The sequence below is a fragment of the Rhodophyticola sp. genome, from assembly GCF_965284195.1.
GTDB lineage: Bacteria > Pseudomonadota > Alphaproteobacteria > Rhodobacterales > Rhodobacteraceae > Rhodophyticola.
Genome location: NZ_CBDIRM010000002.1, coordinates 139,622 through 160,022, shown reverse-complemented (window position 1 = coordinate 160,022; position 20,401 = coordinate 139,622). Strand labels below are relative to the sequence as shown.

Here is a 20,401-nt window from a genome sequence, read left to right as displayed (position 1 = left end):
CACGCAGGGGCTGGACGTGGACCTGTCCACCGGCACCATCGCCAATGACGGCTTCGGCAACACTGAAACCATCGCCGGAACGAACGACGTATGGGAGGTCTATGGAAGCGCGTTCAACGACAGCTTTACCGGGTCGGATGCGAATGACTCCTTCCGCCTCGCAGGCGGCAATGACAACCTGGACGGTGGGGCCGGGTTCTGACCGGCTGCGGCTTGATGGCGGCATGATCGCAGAGGCGGTCAGCATCGACGCCGAGGCGGGCATCGCCAGCGGCGCCCTGTCGCCAAGCGGGACGTTCACCACGCAATTCGTCAACTTCGAACATCTGCGTGGCGGGTCTGGCAATGACACGATCCGCGGCAGCAGCGCCGATGAACGCTTTGACGGGCGCGGCGGCACCGACAGCTTTGTCTATACCGGCGGCAACGACACGATCAGCGACTTCGCCATCGGCGAGCGAAACCCTGACCGTGCGCAACGGGGCCACACAGGTGGATGTCGACGCCGCCCTGGCCGCCGCCAGCAACGACGGCGCGGGCAATGTCGTGGTCGATTTCGGTGCCGGGGACACCCTGACCTTCAACGGATTGTCAGCTGCGGATATCCAGGTGCTGATCGGCAATGCCGGGGGCCGCGTGGCGGGCATCACCGCATCGGCCACCACGGCACCCAGCCTGGTCACAGGCGGGATCGGAGACGACACCCTGAGCGGGGCCTTCAACAACGACACGCTGATCGGCGGCGACGGCAACGACGTGATCAACGCGGGCTTCGGGTTCGACAGCGTCGATGCGGGCGAAGGCGACGATCTCGTGGTCGGGCTGAACGGGTTCGACACGATCCACGGCAACGCGGGCAATGACACGCTGTCGCGGCAACGCGGGCAACGATCTGCTGTATGGCGGGGCGGGCGATGACCGGCTGGAAGGCGGGATCGCCTTTGACTTCCTCTCGGGCGGGGCTGGCAACGACCTGCTGATCGCCGGTGACGGGTTCGACACGCTGGATGGCGGCACCGGCGCCGACACGCTGATCGGCAATTCCGGCAACGACCTGCTGCAAGGTGGCGATGGTGATGACCTGCTTGAAGGCGGGATCATGGCCGACACGCTTGAGGGTGGTGCAGGCAACGACCTGCTGCGGGGCGGCTCGGGCGGTGACACGCTGCTGGGCGGCGATGGCGACGACCGGCTTGAGGGCAACGGCGGCGCGGACCGGCTGGAAGGTGGCGCAGGCAATGACGTTCTGATCGGCGGGATCGGTGTGGATACCTTTGTGTTCATGTCCGGCTCGGGTGCGGATCGTGTGGCCGATCTCAAACCCATCGACATGATCGAGATCGATGCGGCCCTGCTGGGCGGTGGCACGCCGGTGGCGTCGGATCTGATCGCCTATGCCGGGCGCACCGATGACGGCTTCCTGATCCTCGACTTCGGCAATGGCGACACGCTGACCTTTACCGGCATTACGAATACCGGGGCCATTCTGGACGACGTCTCGTTCATCTGAGGCGCAAACGCAGGTCATTCAAAACCACGAAAAGGGCGGGGAAATCTCCGCCCTTTTGGTGCCGCTCCAAGATATCTGTCACCGGGCCTGCGCACCAAACCTTTCGCATGCGAAAGGTTTTGGATCTGTCGCAACAGGCCCTGTTCAAGCGATCAGGACCAGATCCAACGCCCTACCGCCATCAACCGCAACGGCACGGATACAGGCTCTGACAAGGTCGAAGAGCGTGTCCATTGGCTATATCGCTGGCCTGTGCCGCGGTAGTGACGTCGCAGATCTGGGTGACATCGACAATGCGCACATAGCAGCCACCGGCCTGAGCAACCTGGCCAAGGATACTGGCGGCTCCATGGGACCGCAGCCAGGGCGACCATGCCCCGGACGTCCGGCCGCGCGACACGATCCCTCCAGAGGCCATCGCGTTGACCGGGCTAGACAGCTCGACCAACATCAATTGCAGTTTTCCACCATTGGCATTGCGGTGACCATGCAGCAGTAGGCCGCGCGACACCTCGGCCGACCCACTTGCCGTGGCATAGGCATAGACCTCCAGCGCCAGTCTGCTGTCGGTGACCGAGGCATTGCCGACCGAGGGTGCAGTGGGTCCGGACCCCGAGACCCCCGTCTTTGTCAGGCGCTCGATGGTGGCATCAGACAGGCTCTGGGTCACGGCAATGCCAGTGATCGGCTCGTCGATCCGGACCTCTTGCGCCGGGATCGGCGGCCCCGCGGCCGCATCTACCGCCAGCCCCCAGGCACGCACTCCACTACGGAGGTCCGCGTGCCTCGAGCTGGGCGCACAACCATTTCTCCGGTCGCTTGACCAGATCAGGGCCCAGCCGCTTGCCGGTGATGTCGGCGCGGCCCTCGCCCAGCTCGAGCATCAGGCCGGGGCCGATGGGCCTATAGTCGACCACAGGACCGGAGAGGTGCATCGGGTTCCGACCCTGATCCAGGATATCTGACACCGGGCCTGTCGCAGGCCAAACCTTTCGCATGCGAAAGGTTTTGGATCTGTCGCAACAGGCCCTGTGTCAAGCGATCAGGACCAGATCCAACGCCCTACCGCCATCAACCGCAACGGCGCGGATACAGGCTCTGACAAGGCCGAACAGCGCGCCCACCGCCGCATCGCGGGCCTGCGCCGCGGCTGTGACGTTACAGATCCGGGTGTCATCGGCAAAGCGCACATGGCTGCCATCGGCCCCTGCCCCACGCTCGATAACCGCACCAGTCGGCACGTCACCGGCAGCCTGAGCCACCGGGCCAAGGATATTGGCGGCCCCATAGGACCGCAGCCAGGGCGCCCATGCAGCAGCAGGCCGCGCGAGACCTCGGTCGGCCCGTCAATCCGACCCCCTTGCGCCGAGGTCGACACCCCCGTGGCCGGTTCGACCGCCAGCGCCGCGGTCCAGGCACTGCCATCGGTGCTGACCATGATGGTGACCCAGTCCGACCCTGCAGGCCCATCTCGGCCCGGCCCGACCAGCCGGTCTGGAACAGCAGGCTGACAGTCTCTGTTTCACCGGATTTGTTGATTTTCACCTGATTGCCAACCCCATCATGACTCAGCAGCGTGGCGAGGGCGGCGAAGGTCAGGCGGTTGATTGCACCGGCCTGCGCGTAGATGCATAGGCGGTCGACCCGATCCTGCCCGGCGGTCCGGATCTAGGTATTGCCGTCTCAGACGACCAGCCACGCCATCCGTCAGGGCGGCGGGCGGGTCGCTGCGGGCGCGGTCTGTGACGCTCAGCTGTACCAACAGCTCCAGATGGTGCAGCGCCTCGTTATGGGTGACGTGTTTCTGAGCCTGCGCGGGCTGGATATAGGGCAGCGACAGGATGGCAGAGGTATCGGACAGTTGAGGGCGACTCCGAGTCTGTGACAGGGCAGGGGTGACTGCTACAGACGCTAGGGGCCGATTAGCGCATTGACGGCAGGGTGTACGGTGCCGTTGCACGCGCCCCGCCATGTGTCTCAGCGTGCCTCGGGCTGGGCGCGCAACCATTGCTCCAGCCGCTTGACAAGATCAGGGCTCAGCCGCTTGCCGGTGACGCCGACGCGGCCCTCGTCCAACTCGAGCATCAGACCGGGACCGATGGACCTATAGTCGGCCGCTGGTTTAGACCCTGCTTCAGGGGTCTCAGACTTTGGCTTTTCCTTGGCAGAACCTTTCGCATGCGAAAGGTTTGCCTTGATAGCCGCCAGCTCGGCCTCGGGGTCTGCCGGATCTACCGCGTCCAGGGCGCGCGCCAGACGGTCGGGCAGGGCGGGGTCGTGCTCCAGCGCCCGGGCCAGTTTCAGGCCCAGATGCTCGGCCAGCCGGGTGGGATGGCGCAGCACATCATCCAGCCCCTCGACCACCCGCAGGAACGATTTGATCTTGGACCGCTTGGCATAGCTGGCCGCGCCGAACAGCGTGTTCAGGGCCTGCTTGGTGTCGCTGAACGCGCCGTCGTCAACCGCGCGCTGCACGATGCGGGCGCGTTCATAGAACGACAGGTCGGCGCGGATCTCGTTTTCCTCGACCATGGCGCAATAGGCCTCGGCCACGGTGTCGGGGCGGCGCAGCAGGGCCAGCACGGTGCCGAACCGTTCGGGGTCGTCGCGCGCCAGATCGCGCAGCGCCTGCAACCGCCGCCACCCCGAGATCAGCCCATACCCGCCACCGGGCAGGGCCAGAACCTCGATCGGGGTCTGCTGGCCACGGGTGGCGATGCTGGCGCGCAGGGCCTCCATGTCCTCGGTCTCCGAGGTCAGCCGGTCACGGGTCAGGTGATCGGCGCGCACGGCGTCCAGAGCCAGGGCCACCACCAGACGACCATCCTCGCGGGCGCGCGACAACTCGCCCGCGACATCGTGGAACGCGGCGGCGGCGGCGGCATCGCCCGCCACCTGCGCGATCGGCGCGCGCGATTGCAGGGCCGGGCGGGCGGTCGCACCCATCGGCGTGTCACCGGCCCCGATGTCACCGGAATGCGCGCCAGGCAACGGCAGGCTCAGACGTTTGCGTTTGGCCATGGCAGACCTCCTTTCAGCACATCATCGGCAGGCAGGGTCGCGCGGACGGCTGAACGCGCCGTCATTCCGCGGCCTCTTGCGCGGCCAGCTCGTCGCGCCGCCACACGCCCGTCAGCAGCCGTTTGAACGCGGCATAGGTTGCGTCAAAAGTTTCGCGCCCGCGCACATAGGTCTCGCGGTTGAAATCGCGGTAATCGGCCTCGTAGATGCCGTTGACCTGCTCGCCGGCTCTGCCCGATCAGCGCGGTGAAATCCTGCCGGTGGGGCGACAGGGTGGGGCCAAGATAGGCCTGCATCAGCGCCGCCATCTCGCCCTGCTGCGCGCCGTCGTACCGGGTGATCAGCGCGCGCACCGCATCCCATTCAAACGCCAGCCCCTCGCGCCCCAGCGCGCGGGCGGCCATGTTCTCGGCCTCTTCGATGCTGGCGAAGGTCGAATGCAGCATGTCGAAAAACCGCCCCGTGCTGTCGAATTCCAGAAACGACGCCCCCAGCGGCACCAACAGGATGTCGGCCGCCGACAGCCCGTTGATGGTCAGATACCCCAGCGCCGCAGGGCGTGTCGAAAAAGATCAGGTCATAGCGGTCCAGCACGCCATCGGCCTCAAGACTGTCGGCCAGCGCATCCCACAGCTTCCAGCCGCGCGCGGCCATGCGCCAGACCGGGATCTGGAACTCGGCCCAATAGAGGTTCAGTTGCGCGCCGATCAGGTCGATGTTGGGCCAGTGGGTGGTCTGGATCAGGGCGTCGGCGCGCATGTCCAGCGCCTCAGACAGGGTATCGTCCAGCGGCTGCGGCGGCTCGCCCCGGTCCTGCGCGGCGCTGGTTGTCGGCCTGCACATGGCGCGCGTAATGCCGCGCCAGCAGCGGGAACACCGTCTGCCATTCATCCGCAACCCGCGCCACCAAAGATCGAGGTCATCGAGCCCTGGGAATCCAGATCCACCACCAGCACGCGGTAGCCATCCAGGGCCGCACGACATCGCCAGGTGCGCGGCGGTGCTGGTCTTGCCCACACCGCCCTTGAAATTGGCCACCGCAACCATCTTCGCGGGCAGGCCCGGCAGGGCGATAGGGGCGGTATTCCTTGGCGCGGCTGCCTGCCTGCGAGAAATGCGCCCGCAGGCGCAGCACCTCGTCGAGGGTGAACCACTTGGCGCCCGCCGGTGGTGTCCGCTGCGGCCCTGCGGCAGGTCCGGGATTGGCGCTTGCAGCACGCGGCGGAAATGCGCGGCGTTCACCGGGATCAGGTAGCGGGTGATCTCCCATGTGGAAAACAGCCGCAGCGTCTTGCCTCCGGTCTCGTCCATACCCTGTCGTGCCAGGTCGTCGCGCCCCTGCGCGACAGGCCTGTGCGATACCGCGCAGAACCGCCCCGTGTCGGCGGTGGTGTCCAGATCGGCCATGGCCCGGTCGGGGTCGATGCCGAAATAGGGGGGTGTGCAGACTCTCGGATACCATATCCAGCCCCATGTTATATGTTTTTGCCAGCATACCGCAAAAGGCGATACATGAAAGCATTTTGCGCACGACGTCGGCATATTTTTCTGATTTCCCAAGCAAATTCTCGCTGTTTTCCATGTCAGATCAGGCGTTTGAGTGCAGGGGGCTGCTGAAAATCGCGGTTAAATATTGGTTATTGTAGTGTTACAGGGTGTGGGTGTCTTGCCAAAGCCCCTTGTTTTCACAGGGCGGATTGGAGATCACATGGCGGGCATGCGACTCTGAAACCACGTCAGAGCCGACTCTGAAAACCCGATCGCTGCGACTCTGATCCCACGATCCTTGCGCGATCAGCGCTGGACGCAGCCTGTGGATAACTTTACCCTCGAGTGTCAGCAAAACCACGAATCCCCCGGATCAACCGGGGGCGCGGCAAGAAGGGCGAAAATCGCCCCGGTCGTGAAGCTGAGGCAGTGAAGGAACAGGCGCGTGACAGGCGGGGCAGGGGCCTTGGGGCCCGCATATCATCCACAATCGGATTTCTTTGTCTGCGACATCTTCGCGGCCAGTCCAAAGGACGACCTGGCCTCGATGGAGCATCCGATGTTTTCGTTGTCCACCCGGCCCGACCGGCGCATCCTGGATTACACCCACAACGGCGCGCAGATCACCGTGACCCCCTCGGTCAAGGGGCTGGCCACGATCCATGACAAGGACATCCTGATCTATTGCATCAGCCAGCTTGTTGCCGCGCTGAATGCCGGGCGCACGATCAGCCGCACGCTGCACCTGACCGCGCATGACCTGCTGGTGGCGACCAACCGCGAAACTTCAGCGGTGACGGCTATCGTCGCCTGCGTCGAGGCGTTCGAGCGGTCTGGCGGGCACGCGCATCACCACCAACCTGGAACACCGGCGAGGCACGAGGTGACAACCGGCTTTGGCCTGATCGAGACCTGGCAGATCGCCCGCAAGACCCGTGGCGGGCGCATGGTCTAGCGTGGCCGTCACCCTCGTCGGACTGGCTCTATCCGGGCGGTGCTGTCGAAATCGGTGCTGACGCTGAGCCGCGATTACTTTCGCCTGCGCAAGCCGCTGGAGCGGCGGATCTACGAACTGGCGCGCAAGCATTGCGGCCGACAGCCCGAATGGCGCATCTCGGTGGCGGTGCTGCATCACAAGTCCGGCTCGGCCAGCCCGCGCCGGGTGTTCCGCGCCATGCTGCGCGAGATGATCGCCACAGATCACCTGCCCGATTACCACCTGTCCGAGGAACCGGGCGACATCCTGCGCGTGACCCCACGCCGGGGCGGGCCACCGCGCAGCCCTGCCCCCGCACGGCCACCGCAACTGGCCCCCGAAACGCTGGAATCCGCGCGCGCGCTGATCCCCGGCGCCGATGTCTATGCGTTGCAGGCCGACTGGCAGGGGGTCTGGGCCGCCTCGGGCGCACCACGGCTGAGCGACGCCGACAAGGCATTCCTGGGCTGGGTGAAAAAACGGCTGTAAGGCCCCGTTCCCTTTGCCGTGGAACCGTTTATAGCGGCACCTGAAACCATCCCGAATCTCCCTTGAATCCAGCGAGTTGCCCATGTGTGTTGCCTGCCGTCTCGAAAAAACGATCAACCCCCATGCCCCCACCTTGCATGAAACCGGGTTCGGCATCGCCGCCAACATCGGCACGGCGGCCGACATCGCCCTGAACAGCCCCGTCATCGAAACCATCGACTTTACCGGCGATCAGGACTGGTTCCGCATCACCTTGCAGGCCGGGGGCACCTATGCGGTGGCGCTGACCGGGCTGACGCTGTCCGATCCGTTCCTGTCGGTGCATAACGGCGGCGGCACGCAGATCGCCTTTGACGACGATGGCGGCGTGGGGCTGAATGCCTTCTTGACCTTCACCAGCACTTTTGGCGGCACGCATTACCTGTCCGCCGGGGCTTTTGGTGCCGAGACCGGCAGCTACGAGTTGCTGATCACCCGCACGGATGCTGGCCCGGTGGCCCGCGACGATTACACCGCCACCACCGCCACCTCCGGCGTGGTCGGCCTGGGGCTGGATGCCACCGGCACGATCGAGACGGGGGCGATACCGACTGGTTCGCGCTGGATCTTGTGGCCGGGCAAGCGGTGCTGATCGCGCTGACCGGGGTGACGCTGGAGGACCCGGCGCTGACGCTGCTGGATGCACAGGGCACCCTGCTGGCCTTCAACGACGATTCCTGGTGGCTTCGATTCCGCGCTGGCCTATACCGCCGACAGCGACCAGACCGTCTATGTCCAGGCGGCGGGCTATGACGCGGGCCTGACCGGCAGCTATCGCATCACGGTCGATCCTTACGTGCCGCAACCCTATGATCCGCTGGACACGATCGACTGGGGCACGCAGTTGCCGGACCCGGTGGTGAGGTACTATTTCGCACCTCCGGGCGTGGCCGCCGATGGCTATACCTCGGAAGGGTTCAACGCCTATGAGCAATCGCGCATCGCGGCGGTGTTCGAGCAGATCGCGCAGGTCTCGGGGTTGCGCTTTGTGCAGACCAGCAGCCGGGCCGCAGCCGATTTCGTGCTGGTGCTGGATACCAACGAGTCGCGCGGCGAATTCCTTGGTTATTTCAACCCGCCGGGCGAATTCAACGCCGGTGTGGGTGTGTTCGACGCGACCCTGTGGGACCGCACCGCGGGCGGCGATCTTGAACCGGGCGGCTTTGGCATGGTCACGATCACCCACGAGGTGCTGCACGGGCTGGGCCTGGCGCATCCGCATGACACTGGCGGCACATCCGCGATCATGGGCGGGGTGTTCGGCGAGTACGAGCAATATGGCGATCATGATCTGAACCAGGGTGTGTTTACCACGATGACCTACAACAGCGGCTATTTCACCGGCGCCGCCACAGCACAGGGCGCCACCAGCGGGCGCTGGGGCTTCGAGACGGGGCCGATGGCGCTGGATATCGCGGTGTTGCAGGAAAAATACGGGGCCAACGACTGGTTCGGGGGCGATGACAATGTCTATGACCTGCCCGAGGCCAACCGGGGCGGCACCACCTGGCGCGCGATCTGGGACACCGACGGGGTCGATACCCTGCGCCATGCTCGGCACGGCGCGACGCGGTGATCGACCTGCGCGCCGCCACGCTTGCGGGAGAGTTCGGCGGCGGCGGGTTCCTGTCGGCGGCCGAGGGGGTCGCGGGTGGCTATACCGTTGCGGCGGGCGTGGTGATCGAGAACGCCATCGGTGGCGCGGGCGATGACGCGCTGACCGGCAACGATGCCGACAACATCCTGACCGGCGGGGCCGGCAACGACACGCTGCGCGGCGGGGCGGGCACCGACACCGCGGTGCTGGATATCAACCGCGCGCAGCTTGGCGCGATTGCCGCCATCGCGGGCGGGGTCGAGCTGCACAGTGCGCAGGGTCACGACCTGTTGTTCGGGATCGAGTACGTCAAGTTCCGCGATGCCACCTGGACCACGACCGCGCTGCTGGCCGGGCCCGATCCGGATGCGTCGGGCGGGCCGGGGCAGGGGCAGGGCGGCACAGCGTTCGCCGAGACCCTGACCGGCACGGCGGGCGACGACACGATCAGCGCTGCCGCGGGCAGCGACCGGGTCGAGGCCGGGGCCGCTGGGACAGCGTGTCGGGCGGGGTGGGGGCCGATACCCTGCTGGGCGAGGCCGGGCATGACACGCTGCAGGGGGTGAACGGGTTCGACCTGTTGCTGGGCGGCAGCGGCGATGACCTGCTGATGGGCAATTTCGGCAACGACACGCTGGACGGCGGCGATGGCGAGGACGCGCTGCAAGGGGCCTGGGATTCGACAGCATGACGGGCGGGCGCTGGCAACGACCTGCTGATCGCCGGTGACGGGTTCGACACGCTGGATCGGCGGCGACCGGCGCCGACACCCTTGAGGGCAACAACGGCAATGACAGCCTGGATGGCGGCACCGGCGACGACCGGCTGACGGGCGGATTGGGCACCGACACCCTGTCGGGCGGGGCGGGCGGTGATGTCCTGTTCGGCAATGCCGGGTTCGATGTGCTGTTCGGCGGCGCAGGCGTGGACCGGCTGGAAGGCAACGCCGGCAACGACACGCTGGACGGCGGGGCAGGGGCGGACGTGCTGAAAGGCGGGATCGGGGCCGATACCTTCGTGTTCGGCATGGGGTATGGTGCCGACCGCGTGGCCGATTTCCAGAACGGAATCGACGCGATCGAGATCGATGCGGCCCTGCTGGGCGGTGGTGCGCCCGAGGCATCCGACCTGGTCGCCTATGCCGGGCGTGACGCCGATGGCTTCCTGATCCTCGACTTCGGCAATGGCGACACGTTGACCTTTACAGGTGTCACCAATACCGGCGCGGTCCTGGACGAGGTGACGTTCATCTGACGGGTGGGCCTGACATCTCCCCTGAACCTTTCGCATGCGAAAGGTCGGGGCCGCCTGAACTCCGGGCGCGGCACTTTGTTTTCTCGCACGGCCTGTCGCGGCGTTCCCGACCCATTGGGCTATGAGTCCCGGCCCGACCTGGACTACAGTTCTGCAAGGCAGCTTGATGCAGGAACAAGGTGGTGCGGGCCGACATGACCAACGCAAGACGCAAGCCGCTTGATCATGTCTTGATCGTCGGCGATTTCGCCGATGTGACGGGCGGGCAGGCCAAGGTCGCCATCGAAAGCGCCCGGCTGCTGGCCGATCATGGCATCGCCGTGACCTTCTTTGCCGCCTGCGGGCCGGTGTCCGCGCGGCTGGATCATCCCGGGATCGAGGTGATCTGCCTGGAGCAAAAGACGATCCTTGACGATCCGAACCGTTTGCGTGCGATGCGCAGCGGCATCTGGAACGGGGCCGCGCGCAAGGCCCTGCGCGACGTGGCACAGCGGTTCGATCCGGCGCGCACGGTGCTGCATTGCCATGGTTATGCCAAGGCGCTGTCGCCGTCGATCGGGCCGGAACTGGCGGCAGGGCCGCTACGGTCGGTCTTTACGATGCATGAATACTTCCTCGCCTGTCCGAATGGCGGGTTTTACGATTACAACCGCCATGAAATCTGCACCCGCACGCCGCTTGGGGCATCGTGCCTAGCGACGAATTGCGATGTGCGCAGCGCCGCGCACAAGGCCTGGCGGGTGCTGCGCGGGGCTGTGGCCGCTGGCCCCGGCCGATTGCCGCGCGGCTTGCGCCACATCATCTATATCTCGGAGAAACAGCGACAGGTCATGCAGGGCAGGCTGCCGTCCGGGGCGGTGTGGCACAAGGTTCTGAACCCGATCGACACCGGCGGCCCGCCCGTCGATGCGCGCGCCAACAAGACGCTGGTGTTCGTCGGGCGGCTGTCGCCCGAAAAGGGCGGTCTGCAACTGGCCCGGGTGGCCCGGGCGCTGGACATGCCGGTGCTGTTCATCGGCGACGGCCCCGAGGCCGGGGCGATCCGCGCGGTGACCGGCCGCGGCACGGATCACCGGCTGGCTGGGGCCGGATGCGGTGCAGGCGCATCTGGCCAAGGCGCGCGCGCTGGTGTTCCCCAGCACCTGGTACGAGGTGCAGGGCATGGTCACGATCGAGGCGTTGCTGCGCGGAATCCCGGTGGTCTGCGGGGCCTGGAGTGCCGCATCGGAGGTGATCCGCGATGGCGAGAACGGGGCATTGTATGACACGCCCCGCGATGCGGACTTGATCGCAGCCCTGCGTCGGCTGCCCGATATCGGCGCGTTCCAGTCGCCTCTGATCTGGCCACGGCCGTCGCGCCCGGGCGCATCTTGCGCGGCTCCTTGAGGTTTACGGCGCCGTGCTGTCGAACTGACCTGACGTTCGGGCCCTGCGCGATGGTTCCAATTGCCGCGCGTGATGCAACGCGGCTTGTGCTGCGCGCGGTCAGGCCTGATTGTGAGACATCAGTCAGAGGGTGATCCGGGGCCGCAGCATGACGTTTGGAAAGCCTCGGATGACACAAAAGCCCGGACTCGTCCGCATCAGGACGTTGATGGGATGGGGTCTGCTGGGGCATGTCGTCTACCTGATCACCCAGTTCCTGACACTTGTGGCGCTCACCCGGCTTGCCACGATCGAGGATGTGGGCACCTTTGGCCTGGCCACCTCGCTGGTGATCCCGGTCTTCTTTTCTTCAACCTCAACATGCAGGTCAATTTTGCCTCGGGCGAGGCAACCGGCTTTGCGTTCCGGGATTTCCGCAACCTTTTGCTGGTGTCGGTCGTGGTCGGCTACCTGGTGGTCGTCGGCCTTTCCTTTGCGGTCCTGACAGGGCTGACCGCGTGGCTTGTGCTGATCCTGGGGCTGGCCAAGGCATCCGAAAGCCTGTCCGAGCTGTCCTACGGGGTTTTCCAGCGCTACGAGCAGATGCACCTGATGGCCGCGTCACTGATCATCCGCGGCGTGGCCAGCACGATGACGATCTGGACGCTTCTGTGGCTTGGCTACCCGGTCGTGACCGCGTTCTTCTGCCAGATGGTGATCTGGGGGCTGATGGCGGTGATCTTTGACCTGGGTCTGGCACAACGGCTTGCGCGGGCGCATGGCGATGACGCTGCCGCAAACCTTGCCAACATGCGCGAACTTGGGAAATCTTCGGTGATGCTGGCGCTGACCGGGCTGCTGTCTGCGCTGCACGGCAACATCCCGCGCTATCTGATCGCCACATTCCTGAGCGTGGTGTCGTTGGGGTATTACACGGTTGTCGGCTGATGCCATGCAGGCGACGATCACGTTCTTCTGGGTGATCATGCACAGCCTGATCGCGCGGTTCACGCTCTACAGGACCACCCGTCAGATCGCCGATCTGACGCGGCTGGTCCGCAACCTTGCGCTTGGCATCCTGGCGTTCATGGCCCTGGCCGTCGCGGGCTGCCTGCTGATCGGTGACTGGTTGGTCGCGGCGCTGTTCGGGCCGGATTACCACGATCTGGGCACGCTGTTGGCTGTCGCCATGCTGGCGGCATCGATTCAGGGGTTCGAGGCGATGCTGGATGCGCTTCTGGTCGCGCACCGCCGTTTCACGCAGCTTTTCGCGCTGCGGGTCCTGTCGGTCGTGCTGGTTGCGGGCTGTGCGGCCATAGGGGTGATGGCGGGGGGGCTGACCGGGGTCGTCTGGGGCCTGTGCGCGGCGTTCACGCTGCACTGCGTGGCCCTGGTCGTGACCGTGCGGCCCTTGTTGCGCCCGTCCTGATCCCTGTCATGATTCCGGTGCACAGGTCACTGATTTACCTTAAAAACAGCCAGTTTTCGGTCTATAATGCGGGCAGGATCGCATCACTGCGACTTTGAAGGACGATGCAGGCCGCAGCGGGCGGACTGCCCAAGGGCCGGGCGCTGAAGCATGTCTATGTCATCCACCCTTTCGGCGCCAAGCCGGTCATACCTTTCGGTCCAGCGCTTTGCCTTGCGGTGCATCCTGATCAGCTTTTGCGACCGCCTTTGTCGTCGCGATCGAGCCTGCGCCGACGGACCTGCTGTTTGCCATCGGATTTCTGATCCTGGTTTTGACGATCGGGTTGCGGTTCGAGATCACGCCCGAGACGCGGACATTTCACGCGCTGCTTGTCGGCTTTATCGTGTTCAACATCCTGTCGCTTGTGATCGCCAACAGTTTCTCTTTCGGGGTCATGTATTTCCTGATCACCCTGTATCTGGCGCTGATCCTGCTGGTTCATGACCGCATTTCGCATCGGTGTTCGGCGCGCGGGCCGTTGACGCGCTTTATGCGGCGTTTGTTCTTGGCACGATCTGCGGTGGCGTGGTCGGGGTTGCCGCGCTGGCCGGGGTCGCCCCGGGGCCGGTCGATCTCTATTTCCGCTCGGATGAGGGGTTGCGGCTGTCGCCGTTGTTCAAGGACCCGAATGTCTATGGCCCCTACATGGTTGCAGGTGGCTTTCTGTTGATGGCCCGCGCATTGGTGGCCCGCGCCCGGGCACGGGTGTTCATGATCGGATTTTCGCTGTTCGTGCTGGCGCTGATGGTTCTGACCTTCTCACGCGGGGCATGGATCAACGCGGCGGTCGTCGTGCTGGTGTTCATGACGCTGATCGCGGTCTGCACGCGGTCAGTGCGGGACATGAAATGGCTTCTGGCCCTGCTTGTGATCTCGGGGGGGGCCATCGTGGTCGGCCTGCCCTTCATGCTCGACGCGCTGGGGCTGGATGATTTCTTTGCGCAGCGTGCGCAGCTTCAGTATTACGACACCGAGCGGTTTTCGAACTGGGTCACGGCCTATACCATCTCGCTGCGCGAGCCCTTGGGGATCGGCCCTGGCCATTTTGTCCGGCGGGCCGATTTCCCCCAGAGCGAGTCTCGATCTGGACCCGCACAACATCTTTCTCAAGGTCATGGTCGAGAACGGCTGGCTGGGCTTCGTGACCTTTTCGGGGCCATCGGCGCGGTGATGGTCGGCCTGCTGCGGTCGTTTTCCGTGAACGATCCGCGCAGGGTCCTGCGCCTGATGGTGTTCGCCATCCTGACCGGGCAGATCGTCAATGGCCTGGTCGTCGACTTGCTGCATTGGCGCCACTTCTTCGTGATCCTTGGCTTGCCTGCTGCGAGCTGGTGCTGGTTCATGCCGCCTGCCGCCGCGCGGCCGCCCCGTCCTGATGTACCATGCGCCGGACCAGTGCCTCGAGCTGGTCAAGCATCCGGTCAACCGTAAAGCGCGCATCGAACGCGGCGCGGCAGGCGGGGCGCATCCTGCGCAGGGCAGACTTGTCCAATCCCCGCAGCAAGGTGGTCAGCGCGCGTTCGTCGAGTGGAAAGTGATCGCCGGTCTGGCCGCGCGTGATCAGGTCCTGCATGCCGCTGCGCTCGGAACACAGAACCGGCGTGCCGTTGCGCAAGGCCTCGGGGATGACCAGGGGCAGCCCCTCCCAACGCGACGGGACGATCAACGCATCGGCCGAGCGATACCAGCTGTCGATCTCGGAATGCGCGACCCAGCCCACGGCGCGGGCGGCCTTGGGCATGGTCACATCCGGCCCGTCGTCACGCACCTTGCCACCGATCACATGCAGACGCAGATCGGCACGCCCGCTGGCCTCGAGGGCGCGGGCAAGTATGTCGAACCCCTTTTGCCGATCCTGACGTCCGACGAACAACAGATGCAGCGCGGATGGCTCATCAGTGAAAAGGCTAGGCCCTTGCGTCAGGGGCCGCGCCGGGAACCGCGTTCTCGACAACCTCGAACCGCCCCCGGTATCCGTGGGCGCGGGCAATCGCGGCCTCGTGCTTCGAGACGCAAACGACCGAATCAGCCAGCCCGCTCAACCGTCCCTCAAGGGCTCGAATCAGGCGGGCCCTGGCTGAATCCGGCGGATAATTGGACACTGCCCAGCCATGCGGGCAGTAAAGGGCCGGGCGCCGATCACGACGGGCCCGCATCTGGACAAGGCAGGCAAGGGCGAAACTGCTGCGGAAGAAACACAGGTCCGGATCAATTGTGTCCACAATGCGGCGAAACCTGCGCATCATCGCAGCGGTTGCATTTACCCCGCGCCGCGGTCTGTCAAATCGGTGAAGGAATAGGGTGTCATCGAGAAAATCGGCATCCTGCTCCGGAACAAGGTGGTGCATCTCGATATCGCGTTCGGCCAATCCAGCAATGATGTTCTGATAGATTCCGACACCGCCACGGGCCGTTTCGCATATGTTCAAGACCTTGATTTTCTTGGTCACTTTGCGCACTCGCCTTGGTTGAAATTCCCGTTGCTCCCTATCTGGATATCTTCCCTGCGAAACACCATCAGGGACGTCATGCCACTTGGGGTCAATGCGTCCAAATCAAATGCAAGAGGCCCATGCGAAACAATCTGTTTCGTTTAAAACGATAAATTCCGGCTTCTCGCCTGCGGCGGTTGGCGTATTTTTAAAGGCGACTTTTTGTTAATTTTATGGCGGAATTAAGACACATCCAAGCTGGGGGGCTTATGATGTCGGATTTTAACGGTCCAGTCGTAACACTGTGCGGCTTGGCAAAATGCAAGAATTTTGAGAACAAAAAGAGAACAAAATCGGACGCTTTCCTTTTACGAGGCACGGGGAAAGCGCGCATTGGACATGATTATTGCGGGGGGGCTGTCTATTCTTCTGTCGCCGCTGCTTGTCGTTATCGCGCTTTTGGTCGCGCGGGACGGCGGCACGCCGTTCTTCGTGCATCGGCGTGCCGGATTGCGAGGGCGCACTTTCGGATGCATCAAGTTTCGCACGATGGTGACGGATGCCGATCGCAGGCTTGCGGCGGTGTTGGCCAGCGATCCCGAGGCAGCCGCGGAATGGCGCGCGCATTTCAAACTTGCCAGGGATCACCGTGTCACGCCGTTCGGGCGGTTCCTGCGCAAGACCAGCCTCGATGAATTGCCGCAACTGTGGAACGTGCTGTGCGGTGACATGAGCATCGTCGGGCCGCGCCCCGTGACCAATGAAGAGCTTGAGCGGTATGGCGGCGTTGCGGGCGTCGTCCTGTCGGTTCGGCCGGGCATGACGGGACTGTGGCAAGTTGTCGGTCGCGGTCGCGCCACCACCTATGCCGAGCGGGTCGAGATGGATCTGCGCTATGTGCAGACCATGACCCTGCGCAGGGATGTGACCATACTTCTGCTGACCTCTCTGGTCGTTCTGCGCGGGACGGGGTCGTGATGACAGGGCACAGGGCCGATACCGTGGCGCGGGGGCGTACCACGACATCCGTGCGCACGGATTCGAGACCCAGACCCTTGCCGACATGTTCCGGCAATGGGGGGCGTTCCTGCGCCGCCGGTTCCGTGAAGTGCTGATCTGCATGGTGGTTGGCGGGGTTCTCGGGGCGCTGCTCGTGACACGGATGGAGCTGCTCTACGAAGGCAAGCTCCTTTTGATGGTCGAGCCGCCCGCGCGCAGCCCGCTTGAGACCGAGGCCTCTGCCGCGGCGGCGATCGACGCCTTTGTCGAAGGTCAGGTCTATATCATCCAGTCCACCCAGGTCCTGAGCGATGTCGTGGCCCGGACGGGTCTCGACCAGTCAGCCGTTCTTTCAGTCCGAACCAAAAGGCTGGTTGGAGGGCTGGATCGAAACGGTCCTTGCAACCTCGCCTGCGCTGCGCGCAGAGGATGCGGCGCTGCTTGACCGGCTTGATCCGGCGACGGCCCATGCCGTGCGTACCCTGCGCGACACCCTGTATGTCAATCGCGAGGGGGACACCGGCATCATCAGCATCCGGGTCATTGCCAACGATCCTGATCTTGCGGCCAGGATCGCAAATACGATCGGGTCATCCTTTGTCGCCAACCGCGAGGGTGTCGCAGTTTCAGCAGGCGTCCCGTGTGGCCGGCTGGCTGGACGAGCGCGCGATCGAATTGCAGCTTCAGTTGTCGCAGGCCGAGGATGCTGTCGCATCCTTCCGGATCGACAACAATCTGGTGTCAGGCGAACCCGGCATCACGCTGTCCGAGCAGCGGCTGACGGAACTCAATTCCGAACTGATCAACACCCGTGCAGCACTGGCGGAACGTCGGGCCGTGTATGCGCGGGCGACCGAGGTGGTGTCATCGGGGGGCACCACGGCCTCCCTTCCTGAAATGCAGGGGTCCGAGATCTTTGCGACATTGCGCACGCTGCTGCTGGAACTCGAGCGCCGTGAAACGGCCCTTGGCGGCCCCAGCACGACCAACTCGCGCATGACCGCCCTGCGCGAGGAACGTGCCGCGATCCAGCGGCAACTGACCGACGAGGTGCAGCGCATCCTGGGCCTGATCGCCAACGAGATCGAAACGCTTGAACTGCGCGAGCAGCTGATCGTCGATGCGCTGACGCAGGCCGGTGGTGAAACCGGCGAGGCCAGCCGGTCCAGCGTGGAGATGCGCGAACTGGAGCGTCGCGCCGCGGCCTACGGGGCCCTCTACGAGCGGTATCTCAACAACGCCGGGCTGGTGGATGAAAGCATCACCTACCTGATCAGCGGGGTCGAGGTGATCGACCCGGCCAATCCGCCACTGGACCCGCGCTTTCCGACGCCCAATGCCATCATCATCTTCCTTCTTGCCTCGGGGGCCATGGTTGGGATCGGGATCGGGTATGGTCGTGAATCGATGCAGCCCGGATTCATGACGGCCCGCCAGATCCAGCGCACGCTTGGGCGGCCCGTGCTGGCCAGCATCCCGATGCTGCCGCCCAAAGCGTCTGCCTGGGATATGGTCCGCGACCTTCCCATGTCCCCTTATGCCGAGGCTGTCCGACTGCTCCGCCATGAGCTTTCCAGCCGGGATCTGGGCCGGGATTCGGGCTGGGATTCTGGCCGGGACCCGAGAGGCAGGTCGCCGGTGTTGCTGATGACATCGGCGGTGCCGGGGGAAGGCAAGACCAGCCTTGCAGCGGCCCTGGCAACCTCGGCAAGCTCGGCCGGGCTCAACGTGCTTTTGATCGATGCCGACCTGCGACGAGGGGGAACCACGCGTCTTTTCGGGGCCGAACGGGACGAAGGCCTGACCGAGGTGATGCGCACCCGGACATACGGGTTTGATGACCTTGTGCCAGGGGCGGGTGAACTTGACCTGCTGCCCAAAGGCGCGCCCGTCACCAGCCCGACCGACCTGTTTGCGGGGGCCAACCTGCCCCGCTATCTGGCCGAGGCGCGCAAGGTCTACGATCTGATCGTGATCGACGGGCCCCCGGTCGCCAACATGGCCGATGCGCCATTGCTGGCGCGCCTTTCGGATTCGGTGGCTTTTGTCGTCCGCTGGAAAGACACGCCGCGCGACGTTCGTTCAAGAGGCGCTGACCCGTCTGGGCGGGGATACCGGAAAGGTGGGCCTGACGCTGAACGCTGTCGATCTGGATGTGGTCGCGCAATATGGCGAAACCTATGGCCAGTATGTGCTGGCATCGCAGCAACCGGGTGGCCGGGGCGTTTCCGTGTGACGAAACCGGCGCTCACCACACGCCTTCGCATGCCGGTGCAGGAGCAGGCCCCTGCTGATCAGGTTGATGAAGCCGCAAAGATGACATCCCGGAACCGGCTGAGTGTCGTCATCGGCATTGCCACGACGGGCCGGGCCGGGGTGGTCGGCAGAACGGTGCTTCACATGGCCGCTTTGTCAGACTTGCCTGACCGGGTGATCGTCTCGGTCGCCGATGGCGCGGATATGGAGGCCACGGGGCTGGGTGATCTGCCGTTCCGGCTGGATGTGCTGCACGGGCCCAAGGGGTCGTCGGCGCAACGCAACACGGTGCTGGCACCATGCCGGGGATGCCGGGATCGTGTTCTTTATCGACGATGATTTCCTGATCGCCGACGGCAGCGTGACGGCCGCCCTGCGCTGTCTTCTTCGAGACACACGCAGGATGTGGTGATCGGCACACCGGCCATGTGTTACTGACGGTCTGCAGCGGCCCCGGCTATGATCACGCGCAGGGGCTGGCCCTGCTGGAGCGGGCCGCGCCAGTCGATGGCCGATGCCGCGCCGCGCACCGTCTATTCGACCTACGGATGCAACATGGCGGTGCGCGGCACGGCTGTCCGGGCCCACCCCGAGCGTTTCGACACGACCCTGCCGCTTTATGGCTGGCTGGAAGATCTTGATTTCTCCCGGCGCATGGCGGCGTTCGGACGGATTGTCGAGAATCCACAGCTCAGGGGGGTGCATCTGGCCACCAAGACCGGGCGGATCAGCGGCCTGCGGCTGGGCTATTCGCAGATCGCCAACCCGGTCTATCTGGTGCGCAAGGGCACATATCATTGGGCGCGGGCGCTGAAGCTGATGACCGGCAACGTGCTGGCCAACAGCGCCAAGTCGCTGTGGCCCGAACCGTGGATCGACCGCCGGGGCCGACTGACAGGCAACCTGCTGGCGTTTCGGGATCTGTTGCGCGGGCGGTGCAGGCCGGGGCGTATCCACGATCTGTGACGCCGCCGGGCCGTCACGCGCCCCTTGCGGGCACGCGCTTGGCCAGCCGCCGGGCCAGCAGGATCGCGGCAGGATGGGGCAGTTGCAGGATCGGGCTGATCGCGCAGCTGCGGGCCAGCAGGTCCAGCGTGCGGGGGCAGGCGTCGGCCGAGGGCGGCGGCGCTGCCGTCGGCCCAGGCCCAGGGGTCGAACCGGGGATGGGCCATCCGCCCTTCCAGAATGGCGGTCCATTTGGTGTAGACATGCTTGGACGTGTCGAAAAGCCGCCGAACCCCGAGGTTATCGGCAAACGCGATGGCTTCTGCCTCGGTGTCGAAGGTCACGACGATGCTGCAGGCCTCGCCGGGGTTGTTGTGCGGTGCGATCGGCAAGCTCGGCTGTTGTTCAGGATCGGTTCCATCGCCGCCACCCGCCGCCGCATCGCGCGCATCCGCCCCGGCAGCTTCGACAGCTGCGCACGTTCAGGCATGGCGCCTCGATCTCGCTGATGCGGAAATGCCGCCGACGAATTCCAGATCCGTGACGATGGGGCGTGAAC

The 20,401-nt window shown here is 65.0% G+C and carries 24 protein-coding genes and 3 pseudogenes; 19 read left to right on the top strand and 8 right to left on the bottom strand.

What is annotated here, in order from left to right; all coding sequences use genetic code 11:
- The first annotated feature begins 16 nt into the window (after nucleotides 1-16).
- The 3 genes from ACQ651_RS21260 to ACQ651_RS21250 all read left to right on the top strand — a co-directional run bounded on the left by ACQ651_RS21260 (nucleotide 17) and on the right by ACQ651_RS21250 (nucleotide 1,510).
- Nucleotides 17-202 (top strand): hypothetical protein, encoded by a 186-nt coding sequence (locus ACQ651_RS21260; protein WP_430450523.1) that lies wholly within the window; start codon nucleotides 17-19, stop codon nucleotides 200-202.
- A gap of 170 nt (nucleotides 203-372) precedes the next feature.
- Nucleotides 373-918, top strand: a complete 546-nt coding sequence (locus ACQ651_RS21255; RefSeq protein WP_430450522.1) for a calcium-binding protein — start codon at nucleotides 373-375, stop codon at nucleotides 916-918.
- A complete protein-coding gene (locus ACQ651_RS21250; protein ID WP_430450521.1) occupies nucleotides 860-1,510 on the top strand; it encodes a calcium-binding protein in 651 nt (216 codons plus the stop codon). Before ACQ651_RS21255 ends, ACQ651_RS21250 begins: the two co-directional genes overlap by 59 nt.
- A gap of 181 nt (nucleotides 1,511-1,691) precedes the next feature.
- Here ACQ651_RS21250 and ACQ651_RS21245 read toward each other — a convergent pair whose 3' ends face one another.
- The 4 genes and pseudogenes from ACQ651_RS21245 to ACQ651_RS21230 form a co-directional block, all read right to left on the bottom strand.
- A complete protein-coding gene (locus ACQ651_RS21245; RefSeq protein WP_430450520.1) occupies nucleotides 1,692-2,273 on the bottom strand; it encodes a hypothetical protein in 582 nt (193 codons plus the stop codon).
- 271 nt (nucleotides 2,274-2,544) lie between these two features.
- Nucleotides 2,545-2,751, bottom strand: a complete 207-nt coding sequence (locus ACQ651_RS21240; RefSeq protein ID WP_430450519.1) for a hypothetical protein — start codon at nucleotides 2,749-2,751, stop codon at nucleotides 2,545-2,547.
- A gap of 736 nt (nucleotides 2,752-3,487) precedes the next feature.
- Nucleotides 3,488-4,531 (bottom strand): ParB/RepB/Spo0J family partition protein, encoded by a 1,044-nt coding sequence (locus ACQ651_RS21235; RefSeq protein WP_430450518.1) that lies wholly within the window; start codon nucleotides 4,529-4,531, stop codon nucleotides 3,488-3,490.
- A 61-nt stretch (nucleotides 4,532-4,592) separates the two neighbouring features.
- Nucleotides 4,593-5,938, bottom strand: a pseudogene (locus tag ACQ651_RS21230) (AAA family ATPase).
- 628 nt (nucleotides 5,939-6,566) lie between these two features.
- Here ACQ651_RS21230 and ACQ651_RS21225 point away from each other — a divergent pair.
- The 10 genes and pseudogenes from ACQ651_RS21225 (at nucleotide 6,567) to ACQ651_RS21180 (ending at nucleotide 13,168) form a co-directional block, all read left to right on the top strand.
- Nucleotides 6,567-7,484 (top strand): annotated as a pseudogene (locus ACQ651_RS21225) (replication initiator protein A).
- Nucleotides 7,485-7,566: 82 nt separating this feature from the next.
- Entirely contained in the window at nucleotides 7,567-8,115 is a 549-nt protein-coding gene (locus ACQ651_RS21220; RefSeq protein ID WP_430450517.1) for a PPC domain-containing protein, read from the top strand.
- Between the two features lie 48 nt (nucleotides 8,116-8,163).
- The gene (locus ACQ651_RS21215; protein ID WP_430450516.1) at nucleotides 8,164-9,099 is read left to right on the top strand and encodes a hypothetical protein; all 936 of its coding nucleotides are present in this window, start codon (nucleotides 8,164-8,166) and stop codon (nucleotides 9,097-9,099) included.
- On the top strand, nucleotides 9,096-9,686 hold the full coding sequence (locus ACQ651_RS21210) for a M10 family metallopeptidase C-terminal domain-containing protein (protein ID WP_430450515.1): 591 nt from the start codon (nucleotides 9,096-9,098) through the stop codon (nucleotides 9,684-9,686). Before ACQ651_RS21215 ends, ACQ651_RS21210 begins: the two co-directional genes overlap by 4 nt.
- Complete coding sequence (locus ACQ651_RS21205) at nucleotides 9,620-9,811, top strand: calcium-binding protein (protein ID WP_430450514.1); 192 nt, start codon at nucleotides 9,620-9,622, stop codon at nucleotides 9,809-9,811. The genes ACQ651_RS21210 and ACQ651_RS21205 overlap by 67 nt, the downstream gene beginning before the upstream one ends.
- 77 nt (nucleotides 9,812-9,888) lie before the next feature.
- Nucleotides 9,889-10,071: pseudogene (locus ACQ651_RS21200) on the top strand (calcium-binding protein); the annotation flags it as partial.
- Nucleotides 10,045-10,374: a hypothetical protein gene (locus tag ACQ651_RS21195; RefSeq protein ID WP_430450547.1), complete on the top strand. Its 330-nt coding sequence runs from the start codon at nucleotides 10,045-10,047 to the stop codon at nucleotides 10,372-10,374. The pseudogene ACQ651_RS21200 and the gene ACQ651_RS21195, both read left to right, overlap by 27 nt.
- 1,095 nt (nucleotides 10,375-11,469) lie before the next feature.
- Entirely contained in the window at nucleotides 11,470-11,760 is a 291-nt protein-coding gene (locus ACQ651_RS21190) for a glycosyltransferase (protein ID WP_430450513.1), read from the top strand.
- 360 nt (nucleotides 11,761-12,120) lie between these two features.
- A complete protein-coding gene (locus ACQ651_RS21185) occupies nucleotides 12,121-12,687 on the top strand; it encodes a hypothetical protein (RefSeq protein WP_430450512.1) in 567 nt (188 codons plus the stop codon).
- A 4-nt stretch (nucleotides 12,688-12,691) separates the two neighbouring features.
- On the top strand, nucleotides 12,692-13,168 hold the full coding sequence (locus ACQ651_RS21180; protein ID WP_430450511.1) for a lipopolysaccharide biosynthesis protein: 477 nt from the start codon (nucleotides 12,692-12,694) through the stop codon (nucleotides 13,166-13,168).
- Nucleotides 13,169-13,397: 229 nt separating this feature from the next.
- On the opposite strand, the gene ACQ651_RS21175 is transcribed toward ACQ651_RS21180, so the two are convergent.
- Entirely contained in the window at nucleotides 13,398-13,652 is a 255-nt protein-coding gene (locus tag ACQ651_RS21175) for a hypothetical protein (RefSeq protein WP_430450510.1), read from the bottom strand.
- Nucleotides 13,653-13,669: 17 nt separating this feature from the next.
- On the opposite strand from ACQ651_RS21175, the gene ACQ651_RS21170 reads away from it, so the two are divergent.
- Complete coding sequence (locus tag ACQ651_RS21170) at nucleotides 13,670-14,641, top strand: O-antigen ligase family protein (protein ID WP_430450509.1); 972 nt, start codon at nucleotides 13,670-13,672, stop codon at nucleotides 14,639-14,641.
- On the opposite strand, the gene ACQ651_RS21165 is transcribed toward ACQ651_RS21170, so the two are convergent.
- Nucleotides 14,550-15,164, bottom strand: a complete 615-nt coding sequence (locus tag ACQ651_RS21165) for a glycosyltransferase family 4 protein (protein WP_430450508.1) — start codon at nucleotides 15,162-15,164, stop codon at nucleotides 14,550-14,552. The two genes, ACQ651_RS21170 and ACQ651_RS21165, sit on opposite strands and share 92 nt — an antisense overlap.
- Nucleotides 15,118-15,660: a glycosyltransferase gene (locus ACQ651_RS21160; protein ID WP_430450507.1), complete on the bottom strand. Its 543-nt coding sequence runs from the start codon at nucleotides 15,658-15,660 to the stop codon at nucleotides 15,118-15,120. Before ACQ651_RS21160 ends, ACQ651_RS21165 begins: the two co-directional genes overlap by 47 nt.
- A gap of 375 nt (nucleotides 15,661-16,035) precedes the next feature.
- Here ACQ651_RS21160 and ACQ651_RS21155 point away from each other — a divergent pair, with 375 nt between their 5' ends.
- The 4 genes from ACQ651_RS21155 to ACQ651_RS21140 all read left to right on the top strand — a co-directional run bounded on the left by ACQ651_RS21155 (nucleotide 16,036) and on the right by ACQ651_RS21140 (nucleotide 19,863).
- Entirely contained in the window at nucleotides 16,036-16,620 is a 585-nt protein-coding gene (locus tag ACQ651_RS21155) for a sugar transferase (RefSeq protein ID WP_430450506.1), read from the top strand.
- An 85-nt stretch (nucleotides 16,621-16,705) separates the two neighbouring features.
- The gene (locus tag ACQ651_RS21150) at nucleotides 16,706-17,086 is read left to right on the top strand and encodes a hypothetical protein (RefSeq protein ID WP_430450505.1); all 381 of its coding nucleotides are present in this window, start codon (nucleotides 16,706-16,708) and stop codon (nucleotides 17,084-17,086) included.
- 197 nt (nucleotides 17,087-17,283) lie between these two features.
- The gene (locus tag ACQ651_RS21145) at nucleotides 17,284-19,236 is read left to right on the top strand and encodes a GumC family protein (RefSeq protein ID WP_430450504.1); all 1,953 of its coding nucleotides are present in this window, start codon (nucleotides 17,284-17,286) and stop codon (nucleotides 19,234-19,236) included.
- A 120-nt stretch (nucleotides 19,237-19,356) separates the two neighbouring features.
- Entirely contained in the window at nucleotides 19,357-19,863 is a 507-nt protein-coding gene (locus tag ACQ651_RS21140) for a glycosyltransferase family 2 protein (RefSeq protein WP_430450503.1), read from the top strand.
- Nucleotides 19,864-19,876: 13 nt separating this feature from the next.
- Here the strand turns inward: ACQ651_RS21140 and ACQ651_RS21135 are convergent, their stop codons facing one another.
- A complete protein-coding gene (locus ACQ651_RS21135) occupies nucleotides 19,877-20,107 on the bottom strand; it encodes a hypothetical protein (protein ID WP_430450502.1) in 231 nt (76 codons plus the stop codon).
- Between ACQ651_RS21135 and ACQ651_RS21130 the strand changes: the two genes are divergently transcribed.
- A complete protein-coding gene (locus ACQ651_RS21130) occupies nucleotides 20,106-20,351 on the top strand; it encodes a hypothetical protein (RefSeq protein WP_430450501.1) in 246 nt (81 codons plus the stop codon). The genes ACQ651_RS21135 and ACQ651_RS21130 overlap by 2 nt on opposite strands.
- Nucleotides 20,352-20,401 lie beyond the last annotated feature (50 nt).

Excerpts from the sequence above, each read along its gene's own strand:
- ACQ651_RS21255 (WP_430450522.1), top strand. The coding sequence starts at position 373 with ATGAACGCTTTGACGGGCGCGGCGGCACCGACAGCTTTGTCTATACCG.
- ACQ651_RS21250 (WP_430450521.1), top strand. The coding sequence starts at position 860 with ATGACACGCTGTCGCGGCAACGCGGGCAACGATCTGCTGTATGGCGGG.
- ACQ651_RS21235 (WP_430450518.1), bottom strand. The coding sequence starts at position 4,531 with ATGGCCAAACGCAAACGTCTGAGCCTGCCGTTGCCTGGCGCGCATTCC.
- ACQ651_RS21220 (WP_430450517.1), top strand. The coding sequence starts at position 7,567 with ATGTGTGTTGCCTGCCGTCTCGAAAAAACGATCAACCCCCATGCCCCC.
- ACQ651_RS21215 (WP_430450516.1), top strand. The coding sequence starts at position 8,164 with ATGCACAGGGCACCCTGCTGGCCTTCAACGACGATTCCTGGTGGCTTC.
- ACQ651_RS21185 (WP_430450512.1), top strand. The coding sequence starts at position 12,121 with ATGCAGGTCAATTTTGCCTCGGGCGAGGCAACCGGCTTTGCGTTCCGG.
- ACQ651_RS21180 (WP_430450511.1), top strand. The coding sequence starts at position 12,692 with ATGCAGGCGACGATCACGTTCTTCTGGGTGATCATGCACAGCCTGATC.
- ACQ651_RS21175 (WP_430450510.1), bottom strand. The coding sequence starts at position 13,652 with ATGAACCAGCAGGATCAGCGCCAGATACAGGGTGATCAGGAAATACAT.
- ACQ651_RS21150 (WP_430450505.1), top strand. The coding sequence starts at position 16,706 with ATGTTCCGGCAATGGGGGGCGTTCCTGCGCCGCCGGTTCCGTGAAGTG.
- ACQ651_RS21140 (WP_430450503.1), top strand. The coding sequence starts at position 19,357 with ATGATCACGCGCAGGGGCTGGCCCTGCTGGAGCGGGCCGCGCCAGTCG.
- ACQ651_RS21130 (WP_430450501.1), top strand. The coding sequence starts at position 20,106 with ATGCTTGGACGTGTCGAAAAGCCGCCGAACCCCGAGGTTATCGGCAAA.
- ACQ651_RS21135 (WP_430450502.1), bottom strand. The coding sequence starts at position 20,107 with ATGTCTACACCAAATGGACCGCCATTCTGGAAGGGCGGATGGCCCATC.